Below are 20,981 nucleotides of genomic sequence, written 5' to 3'. Positions count from 1 at the left end.
TTATAAGGCGGTGGGCCGGGGATGCCAGAGGTTCTCTGTCAGCCAGCTCCCACATTGATTTGCGGCGTGCACCCAACCTGTGGGAGCTGGCTTGCCAGCGATGACGACGGCACTCACAACCCTTCATCCGGCACAAACAAAAACGGCAGCCCCACCGGGCTGCCGCTTGTTGTTTACCGCTGAACTTACGCCAGGTTGGAAAGCATTTCCTTGGCCTCGCCCCGCTGCTTCTCGTCACCCTCGGTCAACACTTCGTTGAGGATGTCACGGGCACCGTCGGCGTCGCCCATGTCGATGTAGGCCTGGGCCAGATCGAGTTTGGTCGCTGCTTCGTCGGTGCCGGCGAGGAAGTCGAAATCGTCTTCGCCCAGATCGTCACCCATCGCCGCGTCCGCTTCGGTGAAGCTCGGCTCGGCCATGCTTTGCGACAGGCGATCCAGCTCGGCATTGACGTCGTCCAGCTCGGCCGAGAAGGCATCCGGCTCAGCAGCCGGGTTGCTGTCCATTTCGTCCGCCAGCGACAGGTCGAAATCAGCTGGCAGCTCCAGATCGTCCTGCGGCACGTCAGCGACAACCGGCGTCTCGACCGGCGGCAAGTCCTTCACGCCGTCGTCCAGATCCAGCAGGAAGTCATCTTCAGCCAACGTGGCCGGCGATGGTTCGGCGCCGAGATCCATGTCCAGATCGAAGTCCGACAGATCGTCGAGATTGTCTTTCATCTCGGTCTGCTCTTGCAGCACCGAAGCGAAGCTCAGATCGTCTTCGGCCGGAAATGCGTCGAGCTCGACAGGCGCTTCTGGCTCGACCGCTGGCGCGGGATCGACCGGGGTGATGTTGTCGAGGTCGTCCAGGCTCAAATCGAACGCGGTGTCGAGGTCGTCAGCGGCGGTCTCGGGCGCTTGCGGCTCGTCTTGCAGCAGTTCCTTGACGTACTGCGCGTCCAGCTCGGCAGCGACGGCGGCAGCCGCCAGTCCACCGGCAGCAACCACGGCCATGGCCGGGAAGCGGCTTTTCAGTGCTTCGACCTTGGCGAAGTTATCGCCATTAGCCACCAGTTGACGCTCTTGCGCAACGAACGCATCGCGATCGCCCTGCTGGCCGTAGACTTCCATCAGCTTCAGGCGCAGATCGCTGCGTTCCGGCTCAAGGCTGACGCCCTCTTCCAGCAGCGCGGCGGCTTGATTGAGGCGACCGGCATTGATGTGCGATTGCGCTTTGTCGAGCACGTCATCCGATCGCTCGCCGGCCGGGGCCACCAGTGGTGCGGCAATCGGCGCAGCCATCACCACCGGAGTGACGACCGGTGCAGGGGCTGGCGCAGGTGCCGGAGCTGGCGTATTGAGTTTGACGCTGGCTGCCGGGGTTTCCAGGCCAGAGAAGCTGCTTTCCGGCAGTTCCTGCTCAGCGGAGAACTCTTGCTCTTCAGCCAGAGCGCGGGCCATGCGCAGGTGCTTTTCGGCTTCCTGCTGGGCTTTGCGACGGCGCGCCAGCAGCAACAGCAGAAGCAGCAGAACCACCGCACCGCCGCCGATCAGGCCGAGCAGGATCGGATTGGTCAGCAGTTCATTGAAGGCTTTGTCGTCATCGGCGGCAACAGGCGGCGTAGTTTCGACCACCGGCTCGACGACTGGCTCAACCGGGGTTTCCGCTGGCGGCGCGATGGCCGACTCTGGAGTCGGTGAAGCCGCTGCGGCGTCGGCCGGAGTGGCTGGCGGTGTTGCGGCCAGTTCGGCAGTGATCGCCGGCACCGGCGGCACAGCACCGTTGGTGCCAGGCGCAGCGCCGGCACCAGCGCCGTCGGCCTGCATCTTCGCCAGTTGATTGTTCTTCAGCTCGATCAGCTTTTGCAGCTTGTCCAACTGGCTCTGCAGATCCGCCATGCGGCTTTTCAGTTCCTCGTTGTCACGACGGGTCGTGTCGAGGTTTTCCTGGGTGATTGCCAGTTTGTTGCTCAGCGCCTTGGCGTCGCCGGCCGGGCCTTTCGCACCGGGCTTGGCGCTTTCCGCCGAGACCAGGCTCAGATTGTCCTGAGTGTTGGCCGCTGTACCGGTATTGCCACGACCGCGATTGGTTGCATCCAACTGCTGCTGACCGGTGCCAGGCTTGGCCGCATAACGCCGGCCCTGACGCCAGGCTTCGTTCTGCGCCGCCACTTCAGCAATGGCTGCCGACTGCGGCAGCGCGGTGCTTTGTACCGGGTCAGGCAGACGCAGCACCTGGCCGGTTTTCAGACGGTTGATGTTGCCGTCGATAAAGGCATTCGGATTGAGCGCCTGAATCGCCAGCATGGTCTGCTGCACCGAGCCACCGTTGCGCGCCTTCGCGGCGATTTCCCACAGGGTGTCGCGCGGCGTGGTGGTGTACTGATTGCGATGGGTCGCGCCAGTGGTTGGCGCGGTGATGGTCTGCGACGGCGCCGGTTGCGCGGCGGCGTCAGCGGTCTGCGGCGAGAACTTCGACGGATCGAGCAGCACGCTGTAATCACGCAGCAGGCGGCCATTGGGCCACATCACCTGCACGAGGAACTTCACCATCGGTTCCGACAGCGGTTGGCTCGAGGTCACGCGCAACACGCTTTTGCCGCTGGCGTTGAGTACCGGGGTGAACGTCAGATCATTGAGAAAGGCCTGCCGATCGACGCCAGCCTTGGCGAAGTCTTCAGGGGAAGCCAGGCTCGGCACCACCTCGGCGGCGGTGAGATCCTTGACGTCGAGCAGCTCGATTTCAGCCACCAACGGCTGGTTCAGGGTCGACTTCAGGGTCAGCTCCCCGAGCCCGAGGGCATGCGCCATACCGGAGGACAGCGCCGAGGCGGCCGCTATTGCTAACACCAGTTTGCGAACTTGAACCATAGCCTCATCCTTTGTTTGAACGTTCCTCGGCCAGCGAGAAGCTTTTGAATACCGCTGCCGTAAGGCATTGCGCGCGACGACGGGGGTCGCCGCGCGCGATCATTTCGGTGCTGCCCCGGAAAGTCCCGGAGGGTGACTCGTCATCGACGCGCTTCGGGCAAGCATAGCGCTCACCTAGAATCAGTCGACAAATTGTTGCCAAGTATCTTTTACAGCAGGTCTTTTATCAACAACTCAGCCAGTTGCACGGCGTTGAGCGCCGCGCCTTTGCGTACGTTATCTGACGTCAGCCAAAGATTTAGTTCCGCCGGGTCGTCGACGCCCGTGCGCACGCGACCGACGTACACCACGTCCTGACCCACCGCATCGCCGACAGCGGTCGGATAATCGCCAGCCTCGACCAGCTCGATGCCCGGTGCGGCCTCAAGCGCTGCGTTGACCTTTTCCAGGTCGACAGCGCTGCTTGACTGCAAGGTCACGCTAAAGCTATCGCCAAAAAACACCGGGGCTTGAACGCAAGTGGCAGAAATCTTCAATAAAGGTTTTGCCAGAACCTGGCGCAGCTCTCGAACCAATCGTTTTTCCAGCAGCGTGTGGCCCTGCGCATCAGGCGTACCGACTTGTGCCAGCAGGTTGAACGCCATCTGCCGGTCGAAGAACGTCGGTTCCAGCGGACGCATGTTGAGCAGCTCGGCAGTCTGCCGCGCGAGCTCGGTGACCGCCTCGCGACCTTGCGCAGAAACGGCCAGGTTGGCGGTGACGTTGATGTATTGCAGATCGAGCAGATCGAGCAACGGCGCCAGCACCACGGCAAGCGTAGTGGCCGACGGGCTTGGGCTGCTGACCTGGAACGGGCTTTTCAGACTGGCGAGAATATCGGCATTGGCTTCGGGCACCACTTGTGGCGCCTGATCGGCAGGCAAGGCGCCAGACAGGTCGATCAACGAGCAACCGGCAGCATGGGCGCGAGCGGCGTAGCTCAGCGACACCGCAGCGCCAGCGGCGAAGAACACCAGTCTGACCTTGCTGAAATCGAACTCGTCGACCTCGCGCACACGGACGTTCTTGTTGCGGAAAAGCACCGAGCTGCCGGCCGATTCGCTGCTGGCCAGCAGGTGCAGATTGCCGACCGGGAAGTCGCGCTCTTCGAGAATCTGTACGAGGGTTTCGCCGACAGTACCGGTGGCGCCGATAACGGCGATATCGAAAGTCTGGGTCATGGAGCTACCTCTGGCAAAACGGGGGGAGCGGCACTTTACCGGGTGGGTGGCGCACAGGCAATTTCTGCCCGTACCGATCGTTCCCACGCTCTGCGTGGGAATGCCTCAACGGACGCTCCGCGTTCTGCTTCGGAAGGGACGCAGAGCGTCCCGGGATGCATTCCCACGCGGAGCATGGGAACGATCATTGCGCATAAAAAAACCCGCACCTCTCACAAGGCACGGGCTCTTTCATTGCTTCAAGCGATCAACGCTCCAGCAGGATCCGCAGCATGCGGCGCAGCGGTTCGGCCGCGCCCCACAGCAGTTGGTCGCCGACGGTGAAGGCGCCGACGAATTGCGAACCCATGTTCAGCTTGCGCAGACGACCGACCGGTACATTCAGGGTGCCGGTGACCTTGGTCGGGCTCAGCTCCTGCATGCTGATCTCGCGGTTGTTCGGTACCAGCTTGACCCACGGGTTGTGCTGGCTGATCAGCCCTTCGATATCGGCGATCGGTACGTCTTTGTTCAGCTTGATGGTCAGCGCCTGGCTGTGGCAGCGCATGGCGCCGATGCGCACGCAGATGCCGTCGACCGGGATCGGGCTCTTGAAGCGACCGAGAATCTTGTTGGTCTCGGCCTGGGCCTTCCACTCTTCGCGGCTCTGGCCGTTCGGCAGTTCCTTGTCGATCCACGGGATCAGGCTGCCGGCCAGCGGTACGCCGAAGTTTTCGGTCGGGTACGCGTCGCTGCGCATGGCTTCGGCCACGCGACGGTCGATGTCGAGGATCGCGCTGGCCGGATCGGCCAGTTGATCGGCGACAGCGGCGTGGGTCGCGCCCATCTGCTTGATCAGTTCACGCATGTTCTGCGCGCCGGCACCGGAGGCCGCCTGATAGGTCATGGCGCTCATCCATTCGACCAGACCGGCCTCGAACAGACCGCCCAGACCCATCAGCATCAGGCTGACGGTGCAGTTGCCGCCGATGTAGTTCTTGGTGCCCGCGTCCAGTTGCTGGTCGATGACCTTGCGGTTGACCGGGTCGAGAATGATCACCGCGTCATCGTTCATGCGCAGGCTCGACGCCGCGTCGATCCAGTAACCCTGCCAGCCGGCTTCACGCAGCTTCGGGAATACTTCGCTGGTGTAGTCGCCGCCCTGGCAGGTCAGGATCACGTCGAGGGTCTTCAGCTCGTCAATGCTGTAAGCGTCCTTGAGCGGAGCAATGTCCTTGCCCACGGACGGGCCTTGGCCACCGACATTGGACGTGGTGAAAAACACCGGCTCGATAAGATCGAAATCCTGCTCTTCCAGCATCCGCTGCATGAGCACGGAACCGACCATCCCGCGCCAACCGATCAGACCTACACGTTTCATCGCAACTACACCTTCTTGAAAAGTGGGCCGCTGCTTTGTATTGAATTTCGCAGCGGGCCCGAGAGATTACAGATTCCGCAGCGCGGCGACTACTGCGTCGCCCATTTCCTGCGTACCGACTTTGGTACAACCGGCCGAGTGGATGTCGCCGGTGCGCAAGCCCTGATCGAGCACGACGCTGACGGCTTTTTCGATGGCATCGGCAGCGTCGTGCAGATTGAAGCTGTAACGCAGCATCATCGACACCGACAGGATCGTCGCCAGCGGGTTGGCAATGCCTTTACCGGCAATGTCCGGCGCCGAACCGTGGCACGGCTCGTACATGCCCTTGTTGTTGGAGTCCAGCGAGGCCGACGGCAGCATGCCGATCGAACCGGTGAGCATCGACGCTTCGTCGGAGAGGATGTCGCCGAACATGTTGTCGGTGACGATCACGTCGAACTGCTTGGGTGCGCGCACCAACTGCATGGCGGCGTTGTCGACGTACATGTGGCTCAGTTCGACTTCCGGGTAATCCTTGGCCACTTGCTCGACCACTTCGCGCCACAATTGGCTGGATGCCAGGACGTTGGCCTTGTCCACCGAGCAGAGCTTCTTGCCACGAACCATGGCCATGTCGAAACCGACACGGGCGATGCGGCGGATTTCGCTTTCGCTGTACGGCAGCGTGTCGTAGGACTGACGCTCGCCGTTGTCCAGCGTACGGGTGCCACGCGGCGCGCCGAAGTAAATGCCGCCGGTCAGCTCACGGACAATGAGGATGTCCAGACCGGCAACGATTTCCGGTTTCAGGCTCGACGCGTCGGCCAGTTGCGGATAGAGGATCGCCGGGCGCAAGTTGCCGAACAGGCCCAGTTGCGCGCGGATTTTCAGCAGACCGCGCTCAGGGCGGATGTCACGCTCGATGGTGTCCCATTTCGGGCCACCGACCGCGCCCAGCAGCACGGCGTCGGCAGCGCGGGCGCGATCAAGGGTTTCGTCGGCCAGCGGCACGCCATGCTTGTCGATGGCCGCGCCGCCGATCACGTCGTGGCTCAGCTCGAAGCCCAGGCTGTACTTGTCATTGGCCAATTCCAGCACCTTGACCGCTTCGGCCATGATTTCCGGACCAATACCGTCACCCGGGAGAATCAGAATCTGCTTGCTCATGCTTTCCTCGTGTCTTCAAGCGGTGCGCCACTGAACGGCGCGCCGGGAAAAATTCTTATCGCTCAGCCTTCAGTACGATCACATCGGTACTGAACGAGCCGTCGGCATCTATCTCAAAATACTCACGCACTTCGTTGCCCATCGACTGCTGCAACTGGCGGATCGCCGCGCGCATCACGTCAGGTGTGCGCATGCGCTCGACCCAACTGCTGTACTCCAGACGCAGGCGCTGACGGGTGGTTCTGCGCACATGCAGTCCGGCCTCGCTGACCTGGCGCAGCCACTCGGCGGCGGAGTAGTCGCGCACGTGGCTGGTGTCGCGCAGCACTTCAACGCTTTGCAGGTAAGTGTCGAACAACGCACTGCCCGGTGACAACACATCAACGAACGCTGCCACCCCGCCCGGCTTCAGCACCCGACGCACTTCGCGCAAGGCCAGACCGAGGTCGCTCCAGTGATGCGCCGAGTACCGGCTAAACACAAAATCGAACTCGCCATCGACGAACGGCAAGCGCTCGGCAGCGCCGTTGACGGTAATGATGTTGCTCAAGCCGCGATCGACGGCAGCGCCGGCAACCACATCAAGCATTTGCTGCGACAAGTCGTAAGCCACCACTTCCTTGACCAAGGGAGCGACGTGGAAACTGACATGGCCTGCGCCGCAACCCAAGTCCAGCACACGAGCCTCGCCCTGCCCGGCCAGTTCAGCCTGTAGCAGCGCGAATTCGCTGCCTTGGGCGTGAACCGCGCTGCTCAGGTAAGCGGCGGCCTGTTCGCCGAATTGCTTCTGGACGACCTGGGTGTGCTGGGCGGTGCTGGTCATGGATCACATCCTGTAAGCAGTGTTATTTGAAATACATTCCCTGTGGGAGCGAGCCTGCTCGCGAAGAGGCCCGCCCTGACTACATCAATCCCGAATCAAGCGTCGCGAAACAACCACGGCTGACTAACCCGATGCTTGGCTTCGAACGTCGCAATCGCATCGCCGTCCTGCAAGGTCAGGCCGATATCGTCAAGACCATTGAGCAGGCAGTGCTTGCGAAACGCATCGATTTCGAAGCTGTACACCTTGCCATCCGGGCGGGTCACGGTCTGCGCTTGCAAGTCGACCTGCAATTGATAACCCGGCTCGGCTTCAACTTGCTTAAACAGTTCATCAACTTCTGCATCGCTGAGGATGATCGGCAGCAGGCCGTTCTTGAAACTGTTGTTGAAGAAGATGTCGGCGTAACTCGGCGCGATGATGCTGCGGAAACCGTACTCTTCCAGCGCCCACGGCGCGTGTTCACGGCTCGAGCCGCAGCCGAAGTTCTCGCGGGCGAGCAATACGCTGGCACCCTGATAACGCTCGGCGTTGAGGACGAAATCCTTGTTCAACGGGCGCTTGGAGTTGTCCTGGTACGGCTGGCCGACATCCAGATAACGCCACTCATCGAACAGGTTCGGACCGAAGCCGGTGCGCTTGATCGACTTCAAGAACTGCTTGGGAATGATCTGATCGGTATCGACGTTGGCACGATCCAGAGGCGCGACAAGACCAGTGTGCTGGATAAAAGCTTTCATGCTGCGCTCCTTTTAGATCAATTCACGAACGTCAATGAAACGGCCGTTCACTGCTGCCGCCGCCGCCATGGCCGGGCTGACCAGGTGGGTACGACCACCGGCGCCCTGACGGCCTTCGAAGTTACGGTTGGAAGTCGACGCGCAATGCTCGCCGGACTCCAAACGGTCCGGGTTCATCGCCAGACACATCGAACAACCCGGCTCGCGCCATTCGAAACCGGCCTCGAGGAAAATCTTGTCGAGCCCTTCAGCTTCGGCCTGCGCCTTGACCAGACCCGAGCCCGGCACGACGATCGCCTGCTTGATGGTCGAGGCGACCTTGCGGCCCTTGGCGATCACCGCAGCGGCGCGCAAGTCTTCGATGCGCGAGTTGGTGCAGGAACCGATGAACACGCGATCAAGCTGAATGTCGGTGATCGCCTGATTGGCGGTCAAACCCATGTATTTCAAGGCGCGGACAATCGAGTCGCGCTTGACCAGATCCATTTCCTTGGCCGGATCCGGCACATTCTGATCCACGGCCAAGACCATTTCAGGCGAAGTGCCCCAGCTGACTTGCGGCTTGATTTGCGCGGCGTCGAGCTCGACCACGGTGTCGAACTTGGCATCGGCATCGGAAACCAGGTCTTTCCAGGCTTCGACGGCCATGTCCCACTGCTCGCCTTTCGGCGCGAATGGACGACCTTTGACGTAGTCAATGGTCTTCTGATCCGCCGCCACCAGGCCGACGCGGGCGCCGGCTTCGATGGACATGTTGCAGATGGTCATGCGGCCTTCAACGGACAGATCGCGGATCGCGCTGCCGGCAAATTCGATGGCGTGGCCGTTACCGCCGGCGGTGCCGATCTTGCCGATCACCGCGAGAACGATGTCCTTGGCGGTCACGCCGAACGGCAATTGGCCTTCGACGCGCACCAGCATGTTTTTCATTTTCTTGGCCACCAGGCACTGCGTGGCGAGCACGTGCTCGACCTCGGATGTGCCGATGCCGTGGGCCAACGCACCGAATGCGCCGTGGGTCGAGGTGTGCGAGTCACCGCAGACCACGGTCATGCCCGGCAAGGTCGCGCCCTGCTCCGGGCTGATCACGTGAACGATGCCCTGACGGACGTCGTTCATCTTGAATTCGACGATGCCGTATTCATCGCAGTTGTCATCGAGAGTCTGCACCTGCAAACGCGAAACCTGATCGGCAATGGCTTCGATGCCGCCCTTGCGCTCCGGGGTGGTCGGTACGTTGTGGTCCGGGGTCGCAATGTTGGCATCGATGCGCCAAGGCTTGCGCCCGGCCAGACGCAAGCCTTCGAAAGCTTGCGGCGAAGTCACTTCGTGGATGATGTGACGATCGATGTAGATCAGCGCCGAGCCATCGTCGCGCTGCTTGACCAAATGCGAATCCCAGAGCTTGTCGTAGAGCGTTTTGCCGGCCATCAGACGGTTCCTCATCAGCTTGTTTCTATGCCTTGGGCTTATCAATAACCCTTTGGCTTGTGAGGCCGATCCTATGGGGTTAGATTAAATAACTCAAATTCATATTTTTTATGCTTTGGATAACCAACTGGAATGCGACATGGACTTGGCTAACCTCAACGCTTTTATTGCCATCGCCGAGACCGGCAGCTTCTCCGGCGCCGGCGAACGCCTTCATCTGACCCAACCGGCGATCAGCAAGCGCATCGCCGGTCTTGAGCAGCAATTGAAGGTGCGCCTGTTCGACCGCTTGGGCCGTGAAGTCGGCCTGACCGAGGCCGGTCGTGCCCTGCTGCCACGGGCTTATCAGATTCTCAACGTGCTCGACGACACCCGCCGCGCCCTGACCAACCTGACCGGCGAGGTCAGCGGTCGACTGACGCTGGCCACCAGTCACCACATCGGCCTGCACCGCTTGCCGCCTCTATTAAGGGAGTTCACCCGCCGCTACCCACAGGTTGCGCTGGATATTCAGTTCCTCGATTCGGAAGTGGCCTACGAGGAAATTCTCCACGGCCGCGCAGAACTGGCGGTCATCACCCTCGCACCAGAGCCGCATACTCTGGTCAAAGCCACGCCGGTATGGGACGACCCGCTGGATTTCGTTGTCGCCCCGGAGCATTCGCTCATCAACAACGGTGCCGTCAGTCTGGCGGACATCGCCGGCCATCCGGCGGTTTTTCCCGGCGGAAACACGTTTACCCACCACATCGTCCAGCGTTTGTTCGAAGCCCAGGGCCTGACGCCGAACATCGCCATGAGCACCAACTATCTGGAAACCATAAAGATGATGGTCTCCATTGGCCTGGCCTGGAGCGTGCTGCCGCGCACCATGCTCGACGAACAAGTGGCAAGCATCGCATTGCCGGGCATACAGCTCACTCGCCAGCTAGGCTATATCTTGCACACCGAACGGACGCTATCGAATGCAGCAAGAGCCTTCATGGCCCTGCTGGATGCACAGATCGATCGGCCAGGGATCCCGGCCTGACTTGTGCTACTCCTATAGAGCCGCTCCTGTGCCTCACGCCACTCAGCTCAAGGCCCGCTGACAATGCCGAAATCTGTTGACCGAATTCCGCCGATGCCGCGAATCCAGGCTGTTGATCCGCGCCATTCCGAGCAGAGCTGGGAAAGCGCGCCGCAATTGCTCGCCGCGCTCAACGGCGCGCGGCTCGGTGCCTGGTATTGGGACATCGAACGTGGGCAGATCAGCTGGTCACGGGGCACTCAGGCGTTATTCGGTTTCGATCCACGGCAGCCATTACCTGCCGACCTGGAATACCTCGACCTGTTGCCGCCGGAAGACCGCGCGAAAACCGTGCGCGCTTTCCACGCGGTGATCGCCGGCGCCCCACTGGAGCAGGCGATGCATCACCGCATCCGCTGGCCCGACGGCAGCCTGCACTGGCTGGAGATCAGCGGCAGCCTGCTGCCAGACAAGAACGGCCGGCCCCGAATGATCGGGGTGATTCGCGAAATCACCCACCAGCGCCAGCGCGAGCAGGCCCTGAGCAGCTCGGAGAAACGTTTCGCGACACTTTTCCACCTATGCCCGAACATGGTTTTGCTGACCCGTCAGGATGACGGTCTGATCAGCGAGGCCAACCAGTATTTCGAAAGCCTGTTCGGCTGGCCGGTGCAAAGCGCGATCGGCCGCACCACCCTGGAACTGGGCTTGTGGGTGCACCCCGAGCAACGCGCCGAACTGGTGAAGAAAACCAAAGCCAAGGGCGAGCTGATCAGCATGGAAGTGCAGTTCCGCGCCAGCAATGGCCAGGTGCACGACGGCATCCTCAGCGCGCAGAAGGTCGAGCTTGAAGGCCAGCCCTATCTGCTCAGCACGTTCCTCGACACCACTGAACGCAAAGCCGCCGAACTGGCCTTGAAGGACAGCCAGGAACGCCTCGACCTGGCGCTGGATTCGGCGCAACTCGGCACCTGGGACTGGCACATCCCCAGCGGCATGCTCTACGGCTCGGCGCGCGCTGCGCAATTACACGGGCTGGAGCCGATTCCATTCCATGAATCATTCGAGGAGTTTTTCGAAGGCGTGCCGGGCGAGGAACGCGACAGCATGCGCGACGCCTACCGCAGCCTGCGCGAAGGCCCCGCCGGCAATTATCAACTGACCTACCGCGTGCAATTGCCCGACGGCAGCTCGCGCTATCTGGAAAGCCGCGCGCGTCTCTATCGCGACGACAACGGCGCGCCGCTGCGCATGGCCGGTACGCTGCTGGACATCACCGATCAGGTCGAACGCGAACAGCGGCTGGTGGCTTCAGAAGAGAAATTCGCCACGCTGTTTCAGGTCAGCCCCGATCCGATCTGCGTCACGCGCCAGGAAACCGGGGAGTTCATCGAGATCAATTCCAGCTTCAGCCAGACCTTTGGCTGGAGCGCCGCCGATGTGATTGGCCACACCGCCGAGGAAATCGGCCTGTGGGACGCCTCGGCGAAAAGCCTGCAACGCATCGAACGGGTGATTCGCGAACAAGGCCTGAGCAACGTGGCCATTCTCGTCCAGCACAAGGACGGCCAGTCGCTGACCTGCGTGATTTCCAGCCGGCAGATCAGCGTCGGCGACCAGCCGTGCATCGTCACCACCCTGCGCGACATCACCCAGCAACAACGCTCGGAAGCAGCGCTGAAGGCCAGCGAAGAAAAATTCGCCAAGGCGTTCCACTCCAGCCCCGATGCCATCACCATCACCGAGCGCGACACCGGGCGTTATCTGGAGGTCAACGACGGCTTCTGTCGCCTCACCGGCTACCGCGCCGACGAAGTGGTGGGCAAAACCGTGTATCAGGTGGGGATCTGGGCCGAAGAGAAACAACGCTCGACCCTACTCGCCGAGTTGCAGATCAAGGGCCGCGTGCATCATCAGGAAATGCTCGGGCGCAACAAGCGCGGCGAATTGCTCACGGTGGAAGTCTCGGTCGAGCCGATCACCCTCAATGAAACCGCGTGCCTGCTGCTGACCGCGCGCGACGTCAGCCTGTTGAAGAACGCCGAAGCGCAGATTCGTCACCTGGCCTATCACGACCCGCTGACCAACCTGCCCAACCGCGCCCTGCTGATGGATCGCCTGAGTCAGCAGATCGCCCTGCTCAAGCGCCACAATCTGCGCGGCGCCTTGCTGTTTCTCGACCTCGACCACTTCAAGCACATCAACGATTCCCTCGGTCACCCGGTCGGCGACACCGTGCTGAAAATCATCACCGCGCGGCTCGAAGCCAGCGTGCGCATGGAAGACACGGTGGCGCGCCTCGGTGGCGATGAGTTCGTGGTGTTGCTCAGCGGCCTCGAAGGTTCGCGCAGTGAAGTCAGCGAGCAAGTGCGCGCGCTGGCCGACACCATTCGCGAATTGCTTTCGGAGCCGATGTTCCTCGATGGCCAGCGCCTGCAAGTGACGCCGAGCATTGGCGTCGCGCTGATTCCCGATCACGGCTCGACCCCGACCGACCTGCTCAAACGCGCCGACATCGCCCTGTACCGGGCCAAGGATTCCGGGCGCAACACCACGCAGATGTATCACAACACCATGCAGAAAGCGGCCAGCGAACGCCTGCGCATGGAGACCGACCTGCGCCTGGCGCTGTCGCGCGGCGAGTTCAACGTGCACTTTCAGCCACAGGTCGATGCCCGCGACAACCGCATCATTGGCGCCGAAGCCCTGGTGCGCTGGAATCATCCCGAACTCGGCGCGCAATCGCCCACCGAGTTCATCAAGGTACTGGAAGACAGCGGCCTGATTCTCGAAGTCGGCACGTGGATCCTCGATGAAGCCTGCAACGCCTTCAAACAACTGATCGCGTTGAAACTGGTCGACCCGCTCAACTTCAGCCTCTGCGTGAACATCAGCCCCAGGCAGTTCCGCCAGAACGATTTCGTCGAACGCATCGAACACAGCATGACCAGCCACGGCCTGCCCTGCTCGCTGCTGAAACTGGAAATCACCGAAGGCATCGTCATTCAGAATCTGGAAGACACCATCAGCAAAATGCGTCGTCTGAAAAAGCTCGGCGTGAGCTTCGCCATGGACGATTTCGGCACTGGTTATTCGTCGCTGACTTACTTGAAGCGTCTGCCGGTAGACACCCTGAAGATCGACCAGTCATTCATCCGCGATGCGACCACTGACTCCAATGTTGCCGAGATCATTCGCGCAATTGTCGCGATGGCCCGCAGCCTTGAGCTGGAGGTCATTGCCGAGGGCGTGGAGACGCCAGCACAACTGGCGTTTTTGCAGGGGCTGGAATGCCATTTGTATCAGGGCTATCTGCACAGCCGACCGGTGGGGTTGGAGGATCTGAAAAAACTGCTGCCCTGAATCGGCGGTCGCACAGACTGGCAACAGAGCAACAATTGCCACGGTTTGCGTCAGCCTGTAGGGTCGCGTTTTTTGCGCCGCTTCGAGATCAACCATGCAGGATGCATCCCTTCCCCGCCCGGCCCTGCTGGGCATCGACCTTGGCACCACCAACAGCCTGATCGCCGTCTGGCGTGCAGGCCGCGCCGAACTGATCCGCAACGCCCTCGGCGATGTGCTGACACCGTCGGTGGTCAGCCTTGATGAAGACGACACGATTCTGGTCGGCAAAGCCGCCCGCGCCCGCCTGACCACGCACCCGGAACGCACTGCCGCCGCGTTCAAGCGCTTCATGGGCAGCGACAGGCAAATCCAGCTCGGCTCTCGCCAGTTCAGCCCGGAAGAGTTGTCGGCGCTGGTACTTGGCTCACTCAAGCAAGACGCGGAAGCCTTTCTCGGCCAGGCGGTCACAGAAGCGGTCATTTCCGTACCGGCATATTTCAGTGACGAGCAGCGCAAGCGCACCTTGTTCGCCGCCGAACTGGCCGGGCTGTCCGTGACGCGCCTGATCAATGAACCGACCGCTGCCGCCATGGCGTACGGCCTGCACGAACAGAAGTTCGAACGCACGCTGATATTCGATCTCGGCGGCGGCACGTTCGACGTCACCGTGCTCGAATACGCATTGCCGCTGATTGAAGTGCACGCCTCCACTGGCGACAACTTTCTCGGCGGTGAAGACTTCACCGCCGCCCTGTTGCAGGCCTGCCTGAAACACTGGCAACTCACCCCCTCAACGATCGATGCACAAGCCATGGCCAGCCTCGGTGATGCCCTGGAACAGCTGAAATGCAAACTCGGCGAAGGCGCGCAGCACTTGAGCTGGCGGTATGCCGAGCAGACATTCGAATGGGAACTGGATGAAGCCGCTGCGGTGAAAATCTGGGAGCCGTTGCTGGCCCGCTTGCGCGCGCCAATCGAACAGGCTCTGCGCGATGCCCGACTGAAACCGCGCGACCTCGACAGCCTGGTGCTGGTCGGTGGCGCCACGCGCATGCCGGCGGTACAGCAAATGGTTGCCACGTTGTTTGGACGCCTGCCTTATCGGCATCTTGATCCGGACACCATCGTGGCGCTGGGCGCAGCGACGCAGGCGGCATGCAAGGCGCGGGACGGTGCGGTCGAGGAATTGATTCTGACGGATGTCTGTCCGTATACGCTGGGGATTTCGACCAATCGTGGCGAAGGCGTCAGTGGCGCGTTCTCGCCGATCATCGAACGTAACACGGTGATTCCAACGTCACGGGTGCAGCGTTACTCGACGACGTTTGCGCAACAGACTGAAATCCGTATCGCGGTTTACCAAGGGGAACGCCCGTGGGTACGCGACAATATTTTCATCGATTCTTTCGACATCCAGTTCACCCCTAGTGAGCAGCTGCAGAGCCTCGATGTGCGTTTCAGTTATGACATCAACGGCCTGCTGGAAGTAGACGTCACGCTTCTGGAAACCGGCGAACGTTACGGCCACAGCATCGACCGCAGCCCGACCGGACTGGATGAACAGGCGCGCAGAGACAGCCATGCCCGGCTCGCGAAGCTCAAAGTCCACCCTCGCGACGCCCTGCCCAACCGCACCCTGCTCGCACGACTGGAGCGAGCATGGATGCAAACTCTGGGCGACGAGCGTGCGCGCATTGCCGAGTGGATGGACACCTTCAACACCGTGCTTGCCGGCCAGCAAGCCAGCGAAATCGCCAGCCACCGCTCAGCGCTGAATGATGCGCTGGACCAGATGCGTCTTTAACCGTTCAGTTGCCGTAAAGCAGCCTGCAACCCGCCGGACAACATATCTGCCCCACTGTCCGGCGGCACGCCATAGCGGTTAGGCAGTTTGTCTCCCGGAAAGCCGAACAACACCAGCGGCAGGAATGGCAGAAACGGCGACAATCCCAGAAATATCAGCAGTGTCGGTATGCCCCGGTCCATATCGTGCAACCGCCGTAGAACTGCCGCGAACAACAGCAGCACGCCAAGCAAAAAGATGACCATCCCGCCAATCGTCGTGCCCGTTATCAGCCCGGCTATTGGGGTTACCACTACGCATCCCAGGACCTGAGCGATAAAAGCTCTGCGCCCCAGCCGTGATCCGAGGCGCCAGAAAGCTTTCGCTGGTACTGGCTGGACATCACTGTTGGCTAACAGCAACCGCTCCGACCACGACAGCAACGCGCACAGTGCCAAGCGCAAACCGACGCTGTTCTGCACGTCATCCTTACCCTGCTGCAGCTGCCGCAATACTCGCGTTTTCGGCACTCCGGCAGCGCCGTAGCGAATCAAGCTTTTGAGCGCATCCAGCGCCTCATAGGCCAATAGTTTGTCGACACCGAAATCCGTCAACACCTTGCGCGGTGGCCACACCGGTTCGCCCTTGATCAGACCGTCGCGAAAGCCTTCGAACCAGTCATCCTCGCAACTGACCGCTTCAATCGACTGCAACAACGCCCGGTGCTGCTCGGCGCTCAGGCTTGGATCGTGGTAGAGCACGCCCCAGAACATCAACAAGCCCAGCAGGTCATCGCCGCACGCCGCACGGTCACTTTCGACGCAGGTGTAAAGCAGGGTATTGGCGGGCAGCCTGGCGCTGTCGAGAGCCTGCTCGACACTGAACAACTGTTGCACCAGCAAACCGTGCACAGGATCGTCACCCTGCAGCCAGCCGAGCAAACCGGCGCAATTGCCCTGCTCACGCAGCAAGCGCCGCAATAGCGGCTGCAGTCGGCTCAAAGGATGCGCAGGATTGAACGGCAAACGCTCCAGACACTGCGCATCAATCAATTGCAACCAGCGCTCGGGTTGTTCCAGCAATGCCAGCAAAAACACGGTTTGAGCGTGCCAATCCCAGATGGCCGCTCCCAAACCGATCGGCGGCAAACCTGTCGCGCGCCGACTCAACTGGAGCATGAGATCGAGTTGCGACAGGTCATTGCCGTCTTTGACCGCACTCAGCTCGAACGCGTCGGCAATGCGTGCAAGCGCCGTGTCGCTATAGGGCCGCAAGCGCTGCAACCACAGACGACAAACCTTGTGCAGCGCACCTTCGGACAACGCGAGAGGCAATTGCGGTGAAAGTGTTTGCGAGTCAGTGAAAGCGCTCATGGCCTGCGCAACAGGCGCCTTGGCCAGCCAATGCAGATGTTGCCTGGCCTGATACTTCAGGCCGCTCAATACCAGGCATTCCAGCGCGTCCACCGGCAGCGGTTCGTCGACAATCTGCTGCAACAAGGCCGAATCACCACGATGCAGCGCCCAGGCGTGCCGGTACAGACGCAGCAAACGGCTGTCGTGGTTTTCGCCGATCAACTGCGCGAGCAATGGCAACTCGTCGCCCGCCATGCGCCAATCAACAAAGCTTTGCGCCAGTGCATCAAGCTTGAGCCGTCCGACACCCAACCAACGGGTCAAGGTCTCGGGCCGTTGTGACGGACTGCCATACACTTGGCACTCAGCACCCAGTTCGTCCGGCCAAACGGCGCAGTCCTCCAGACGATCGAACGCCTGAATCAGCAACGGCAGAAAGGTCGGCTGACGCTTGGCACACAGCTCCAGCAAGCGACTCTCTGCCGCGGGATGGCGATGTTCGCTCCAGAGCCGAATCCAGCATGGAAACGCTTGATCGTCGTGCCCCAACAGACTGTACTGACACGCCAGCAGGTACAGCCAGTCGACGTTATCCGGCGCGGCATCGTGCTGTTCGGCACAGCACTGCAGGAACGTCGGCGCGCCCATGCCCGCTTGGGTGAACTGCACCAGCAACCGCTTGAGGTACGCGGCATCGTTGGGCAACGGCAAGCACGTGTGCCGACTGGCGAACTCGGCGAACTCGTGAAGCGGACGCTGAGTAAAGATGAAATCGAGGCTACGGGCATACCACAGCGACTCGGTCTGTGCCGGCTCTGACCAGGCGCTCATCAGATCCGTGTCGAACGGGTCGGGCGTCTTGATGCGCTGCAAAAAGCCTTCTACCGCTTGCGCATCGTCGAATGCCAGATCGAGCAATTGCTGGTCCCAGGCCATGCGCTGCGCCAACAGATTCGCACAACGGTAGGACAACGGACCGGCGCCGGACATTCGGTGGTACAAGCCCCAGTTGAGGTCATCAAAAACCTCCAGTGACAAGGCATCCAGCGTCCGGACAAATGCCTGCCATGCCGCGTAGTTGAAGCGTCGCGCGGGATCATCCAGCAGCGCACAGAAATCCAGGAAAGCTTGAGGCGCCCGAACGACATTGGCTTGTGCAGCGTCGATCTCGTCTCCAGCCTCTTCCTCCTCTTCACGGGCCAGACGCAGGGCACTCTCGTAGGCCATGCGTAGCGCTTGAAAACCTTCCGGATCGGTTTCCGGATGATGCGCCGGCAAACGGGCGCGATAGGCGCTGCGAATCAGGGTTTCGTCAGTAGTCGGCTCAATGCCCAGTCGAATCCAGCAACTCATGACCAGTCGAACTCCCCAAGCGATGCCGGACGAGACGGCGGATCAATATCCATGTGCCATGGCAGATCGGCAAGAAAGTGTGGAATGTTTTGCGCAAGGCCTCGGGCAATCCTGGTGTTGAAAGCGCTGGTGCCCTCACGACTCATCTCGACCGCCAGTTCATCATCGCTTCTACTCATGCAGCACCAAAAGGTTCGTCCCACCAGAAAGCCGTTGAAGTAAGCCATCCAGCTGCCGTAATGAAACTGCGCCCTCAACGCCAGACGACTGTGCAACCAGTTGCTCTCGGCCAGATCGATCCATTGATTACGTACGGCGCAGCGCAACAGAAAGCCCATCCGGCCGTAATCCCAGGACAAGATGCCGCCGGGACCACAGCTGCCGAAGGTACGGCTGGCAAATTCATGCAGGACGCGCTCGCGCGGGTTCAGCTCATTGAGCAACGACTGCCATTCACTCGGCAGGCATCGCTGCCACGCCAGATAGGCCCCGCTGAGATGCTTGGCATGGCCGTCGTCGGTCATCCATCCGAGCATGTCGAACAACTGTCGCCGATCATCGATACCCCAACTTTCCTTGAGGTTGATGTAACGGTCGTTGCAGAACGCCGGGTCGTCATACCCGGCGCCGGTGTTGAGCGCGGCCATTGGTGCGGACAACGCGCACAGCCAGCGCTGTTGAATCTCGTCCATGAAAAAAGGCTCCAGGCCGACCGCTGGGAAATGGGGGCCGGCAAAACTGCGCAGATTGTAAAGAGCCCCGCCGACAGCGGCAAACCCAGCATCACTTTTTCTGTGCCCACAAAAAAGGCCCCGACGTATCGGGGCCTTTCGTTCAGCGGCTTATCGCCGGTTAGGGCGATTGTGTGTCAGCACATGAATCAATGCTGCAACGCCGGCTGCTGCGCTCCATTGATCGGGATGCGCTTGGCTTTCGCTTCTTCCGGGACCACACGGAGCAGGTCGATGCTCAGCAGGCCGTTGCGCAGGGCAGCGTCCTTGATCTCGATGTGATCGGCCAGACGGAACGACAGCTTGAAGGCTCGCTGGGCGATGCCTTGATGCAAGAACGTGACGCTTTCGTCAGTGTCACGCTTGCCGCCACTGATGGTCAGCACACCCTTCTCGACTTGCAGGTCCAGGTCTTCTTCCTGGAAACCGGCGGCCGCAACGACGATACGGTATTGGTCATCACCGTGTTTTTCGACGTTGTAAGGTGGGTAGCTGCTGCCTGGCTCGTTGCGCAGGGCGGTTTCGAACAGGTCGTTGAAACGGTCGAAACCTACCGAGGAACGGAACAGTGGCGCGAGAGAAAATGCAGTACTCATGATTCAAATCTCCTGAAAACTATCAGCAAGGTTTTGTGTCTCCGCGACCCGAATTCGGCATCGCGTAACCCTTAGATAGGGACCGCTGTTTTGATTTCAAGAGATTATTTTAAGATTTTTTATGCGGCCTCGACGAGCGGCAATCCGAGCAGACGCGAGACTTGATCCGGCTCGGTTTCGCGGCGCAGAACGGTGAAAAGCTCGGCGGCTTCCGGGTAGTTCCGTGTCAACATGGCCAGCCATTGCTTGAGGCGACCGGGCGATTGGCGCGCGGTCATTTGCGCCTTGGCCTGCAGCCAGAAGTCCTGAATCAGCGGCATCAGCTCGGCCCAGGTCATCTCGACGACCTCTTCGCCAGCGCGCGCCGCAGCGATCTGCCGAGCGAGATCCGGGCGGGAGACCAGACCCCGACCGAGCATAATGTCTTCCACGCCACTGATTTCGCGGCAACGGCGCCAGTCTTCGACGCTCCAGATATCGCCGTTGGCGAACACCGGCACCTTGACCACATCCTGCACACGCGGGATCCACTCCCAATGCGCCGGCGGTTTGTAACCGTCCATTTTCGTCCGCGCATGTACGACGATGTGCTCTGCCCCGCCTTCCGCCAGCGCCGTGGCGCAGACCAGCGAGCCGTCAGGACTGTCGAAACCCAGGCGCATTTTCGCGGTGACCGGGATGTGCGCCGGTACGGCGCGACGGACATGTTCGACGATCTGGTTGAGCAGCTCCGGCTCCTTGAGCAGCACGGCGCCGCCGCGGGATTTGTTGACGGTCTTGGCCGGGCAGCCGAAGTTGAGGTCGATCACCTCAGAACCGAGTTCGCAGGCCAGCGCAGCGTTTTCCGCCAGGCATACCGGATCAGAACCGAGCAATTGCACGCGCAGCGGCACGCCGGACGCGGTGCGAGCACCGTTGAGCAGCTCGGGGCCGAACTTGTGGAAGTACGCCGGGGTGAGCAACTGGTCGTTGACCCGAATGAATTCGGTCACGCACCAGTCGATGCCGCCAACGCGAGTCAGCACGTCGCGCAGGATGTCGTCGACCAACCCTTCCATGGGCGCCAGAGCAATTTGCATGGGGAAACACTACTTGAAGAAAAAACGTGCGGCAGTTTACTGGATATCGTGGAAGACCGCAGGACAACACATCTCTCTGTGGGAGCGAGCCTGCTCGCGAAGACGGTCTGTCAGTTGATACATGCGTAACTGACGCGACGCTTCGCGAGCAGGCT

General features: G+C 61.0%; 14 protein-coding genes. 3 read left to right on the top strand and 11 right to left on the bottom strand.

What is annotated here, in order from left to right:
• Positions 1-185: 185 nt before the first annotated feature.
• From QMX86_RS21060 to leuC, 7 genes are all read right to left on the bottom strand, one after another.
• Positions 186-2,852, bottom strand: a complete 2,667-nt coding sequence (locus QMX86_RS21060) for a FimV/HubP family polar landmark protein (RefSeq protein ID WP_122751127.1) — start codon at positions 2,850-2,852, stop codon at positions 186-188.
• 209 nt (positions 2,853-3,061) lie between these two features.
• Complete coding sequence (locus QMX86_RS21055; RefSeq protein WP_122751128.1) at positions 3,062-4,072, bottom strand: aspartate-semialdehyde dehydrogenase; 1,011 nt, start codon at positions 4,070-4,072, stop codon at positions 3,062-3,064.
• A 247-nt stretch (positions 4,073-4,319) separates the two neighbouring features.
• Positions 4,320-5,432 (bottom strand): aspartate-semialdehyde dehydrogenase, encoded by a 1,113-nt coding sequence (gene asd / locus QMX86_RS21050; protein ID WP_016773934.1) that lies wholly within the window; start codon positions 5,430-5,432, stop codon positions 4,320-4,322.
• A gap of 66 nt (positions 5,433-5,498) precedes the next feature.
• The gene (leuB, locus tag QMX86_RS21045; protein WP_016773933.1) at positions 5,499-6,581 is read right to left on the bottom strand and encodes a 3-isopropylmalate dehydrogenase; all 1,083 of its coding nucleotides are present in this window, start codon (positions 6,579-6,581) and stop codon (positions 5,499-5,501) included.
• Positions 6,582-6,636: 55 nt separating this feature from the next.
• The gene (locus tag QMX86_RS21040; protein ID WP_122602457.1) at positions 6,637-7,404 is read right to left on the bottom strand and encodes a class I SAM-dependent methyltransferase; all 768 of its coding nucleotides are present in this window, start codon (positions 7,402-7,404) and stop codon (positions 6,637-6,639) included.
• 95 nt (positions 7,405-7,499) lie between these two features.
• A complete protein-coding gene (gene leuD / locus QMX86_RS21035) occupies positions 7,500-8,144 on the bottom strand; it encodes a 3-isopropylmalate dehydratase small subunit (protein WP_282385354.1) in 645 nt (214 codons plus the stop codon).
• Between the two features lie 12 nt (positions 8,145-8,156).
• A complete protein-coding gene (gene leuC / locus QMX86_RS21030) occupies positions 8,157-9,575 on the bottom strand; it encodes a 3-isopropylmalate dehydratase large subunit (protein WP_016773930.1) in 1,419 nt (472 codons plus the stop codon).
• Positions 9,576-9,714: 139 nt separating this feature from the next.
• Here leuC and QMX86_RS21025 point away from each other — a divergent pair, with 139 nt between their 5' ends.
• The 3 genes from QMX86_RS21025 (at position 9,715) to QMX86_RS21015 (ending at position 15,733) form a co-directional block, all read left to right on the top strand.
• Complete coding sequence (locus QMX86_RS21025) at positions 9,715-10,605, top strand: LysR family transcriptional regulator (RefSeq protein ID WP_024012384.1); 891 nt, start codon at positions 9,715-9,717, stop codon at positions 10,603-10,605.
• Positions 10,606-10,668: 63 nt separating this feature from the next.
• A complete protein-coding gene (locus QMX86_RS21020) occupies positions 10,669-13,947 on the top strand; it encodes a PAS domain S-box protein (protein ID WP_071171649.1) in 3,279 nt (1,092 codons plus the stop codon).
• A 94-nt stretch (positions 13,948-14,041) separates the two neighbouring features.
• Positions 14,042-15,733, top strand: a complete 1,692-nt coding sequence (locus QMX86_RS21015; RefSeq protein ID WP_282385357.1) for a molecular chaperone HscC — start codon at positions 14,042-14,044, stop codon at positions 15,731-15,733.
• On the opposite strand, the gene QMX86_RS21010 is transcribed toward QMX86_RS21015, so the two are convergent.
• The 4 genes from QMX86_RS21010 to QMX86_RS20995 form a co-directional block, all read right to left on the bottom strand.
• Positions 15,730-18,420, bottom strand: coding sequence for a DUF805 domain-containing protein (locus QMX86_RS21010; RefSeq protein ID WP_282385359.1), 2,691 nt, complete (start codon positions 18,418-18,420; stop codon positions 15,730-15,732). The two genes, QMX86_RS21015 and QMX86_RS21010, sit on opposite strands and share 4 nt — an antisense overlap.
• Complete coding sequence (locus QMX86_RS21005; RefSeq protein ID WP_073474085.1) at positions 18,417-19,112, bottom strand: DUF1266 domain-containing protein; 696 nt, start codon at positions 19,110-19,112, stop codon at positions 18,417-18,419. Before QMX86_RS21005 ends, QMX86_RS21010 begins: the two co-directional genes overlap by 4 nt.
• Positions 19,113-19,300: 188 nt before the next feature.
• A complete protein-coding gene (locus QMX86_RS21000) occupies positions 19,301-19,747 on the bottom strand; it encodes an Hsp20 family protein (protein WP_101160023.1) in 447 nt (148 codons plus the stop codon).
• Positions 19,748-19,866: 119 nt separating this feature from the next.
• Positions 19,867-20,826 carry a tRNA-dihydrouridine synthase gene (locus tag QMX86_RS20995; RefSeq protein WP_016773924.1) on the bottom strand — a complete coding sequence of 320 codons (960 nt, stop codon included), beginning with the start codon at positions 20,824-20,826 and terminating at the stop codon, positions 19,867-19,869.
• Positions 20,827-20,981 lie beyond the last annotated feature (155 nt).

Source organism: Pseudomonas sp. PS01270, assembly GCF_029959775.1.
GTDB classification, from domain to species: Bacteria; Pseudomonadota; Gammaproteobacteria; order Pseudomonadales; family Pseudomonadaceae; genus Aquipseudomonas; species Aquipseudomonas atacamensis.
This window is presented reverse-complemented; position numbering and strand designations above follow the sequence as displayed.

What these genes read in the sequence shown, in the direction of transcription:
- QMX86_RS21060 (WP_122751127.1), bottom strand. Translation starts at nt 2,852, where the DNA reads ATGGTTCAAGTTCGCAAACTGGTGTTAGCAATAGCGGCCGCCTCGGCG.
- QMX86_RS21055 (WP_122751128.1), bottom strand. Translation starts at nt 4,072, where the DNA reads ATGACCCAGACTTTCGATATCGCCGTTATCGGCGCCACCGGTACTGTC.
- asd (WP_016773934.1), bottom strand. Translation starts at nt 5,432, where the DNA reads ATGAAACGTGTAGGTCTGATCGGTTGGCGCGGGATGGTCGGTTCCGTG.
- leuB (WP_016773933.1), bottom strand. Translation starts at nt 6,581, where the DNA reads ATGAGCAAGCAGATTCTGATTCTCCCGGGTGACGGTATTGGTCCGGAA.
- QMX86_RS21040 (WP_122602457.1), bottom strand. Translation starts at nt 7,404, where the DNA reads ATGACCAGCACCGCCCAGCACACCCAGGTCGTCCAGAAGCAATTCGGC.
- leuD (WP_282385354.1), bottom strand. Translation starts at nt 8,144, where the DNA reads ATGAAAGCTTTTATCCAGCACACTGGTCTTGTCGCGCCTCTGGATCGT.
- leuC (WP_016773930.1), bottom strand. Translation starts at nt 9,575, where the DNA reads ATGGCCGGCAAAACGCTCTACGACAAGCTCTGGGATTCGCATTTGGTC.
- QMX86_RS21025 (WP_024012384.1), top strand. Translation starts at nt 9,715, where the DNA reads ATGGACTTGGCTAACCTCAACGCTTTTATTGCCATCGCCGAGACCGGC.
- QMX86_RS21020 (WP_071171649.1), top strand. Translation starts at nt 10,669, where the DNA reads ATGCCGAAATCTGTTGACCGAATTCCGCCGATGCCGCGAATCCAGGCT.
- QMX86_RS21015 (WP_282385357.1), top strand. Translation starts at nt 14,042, where the DNA reads ATGCAGGATGCATCCCTTCCCCGCCCGGCCCTGCTGGGCATCGACCTT.
- QMX86_RS21010 (WP_282385359.1), bottom strand. Translation starts at nt 18,420, where the DNA reads ATGAGTTGCTGGATTCGACTGGGCATTGAGCCGACTACTGACGAAACC.
- QMX86_RS21005 (WP_073474085.1), bottom strand. Translation starts at nt 19,112, where the DNA reads ATGGACGAGATTCAACAGCGCTGGCTGTGCGCGTTGTCCGCACCAATG.
- QMX86_RS21000 (WP_101160023.1), bottom strand. Translation starts at nt 19,747, where the DNA reads ATGAGTACTGCATTTTCTCTCGCGCCACTGTTCCGTTCCTCGGTAGGT.
- QMX86_RS20995 (WP_016773924.1), bottom strand. Translation starts at nt 20,826, where the DNA reads ATGCAAATTGCTCTGGCGCCCATGGAAGGGTTGGTCGACGACATCCTG.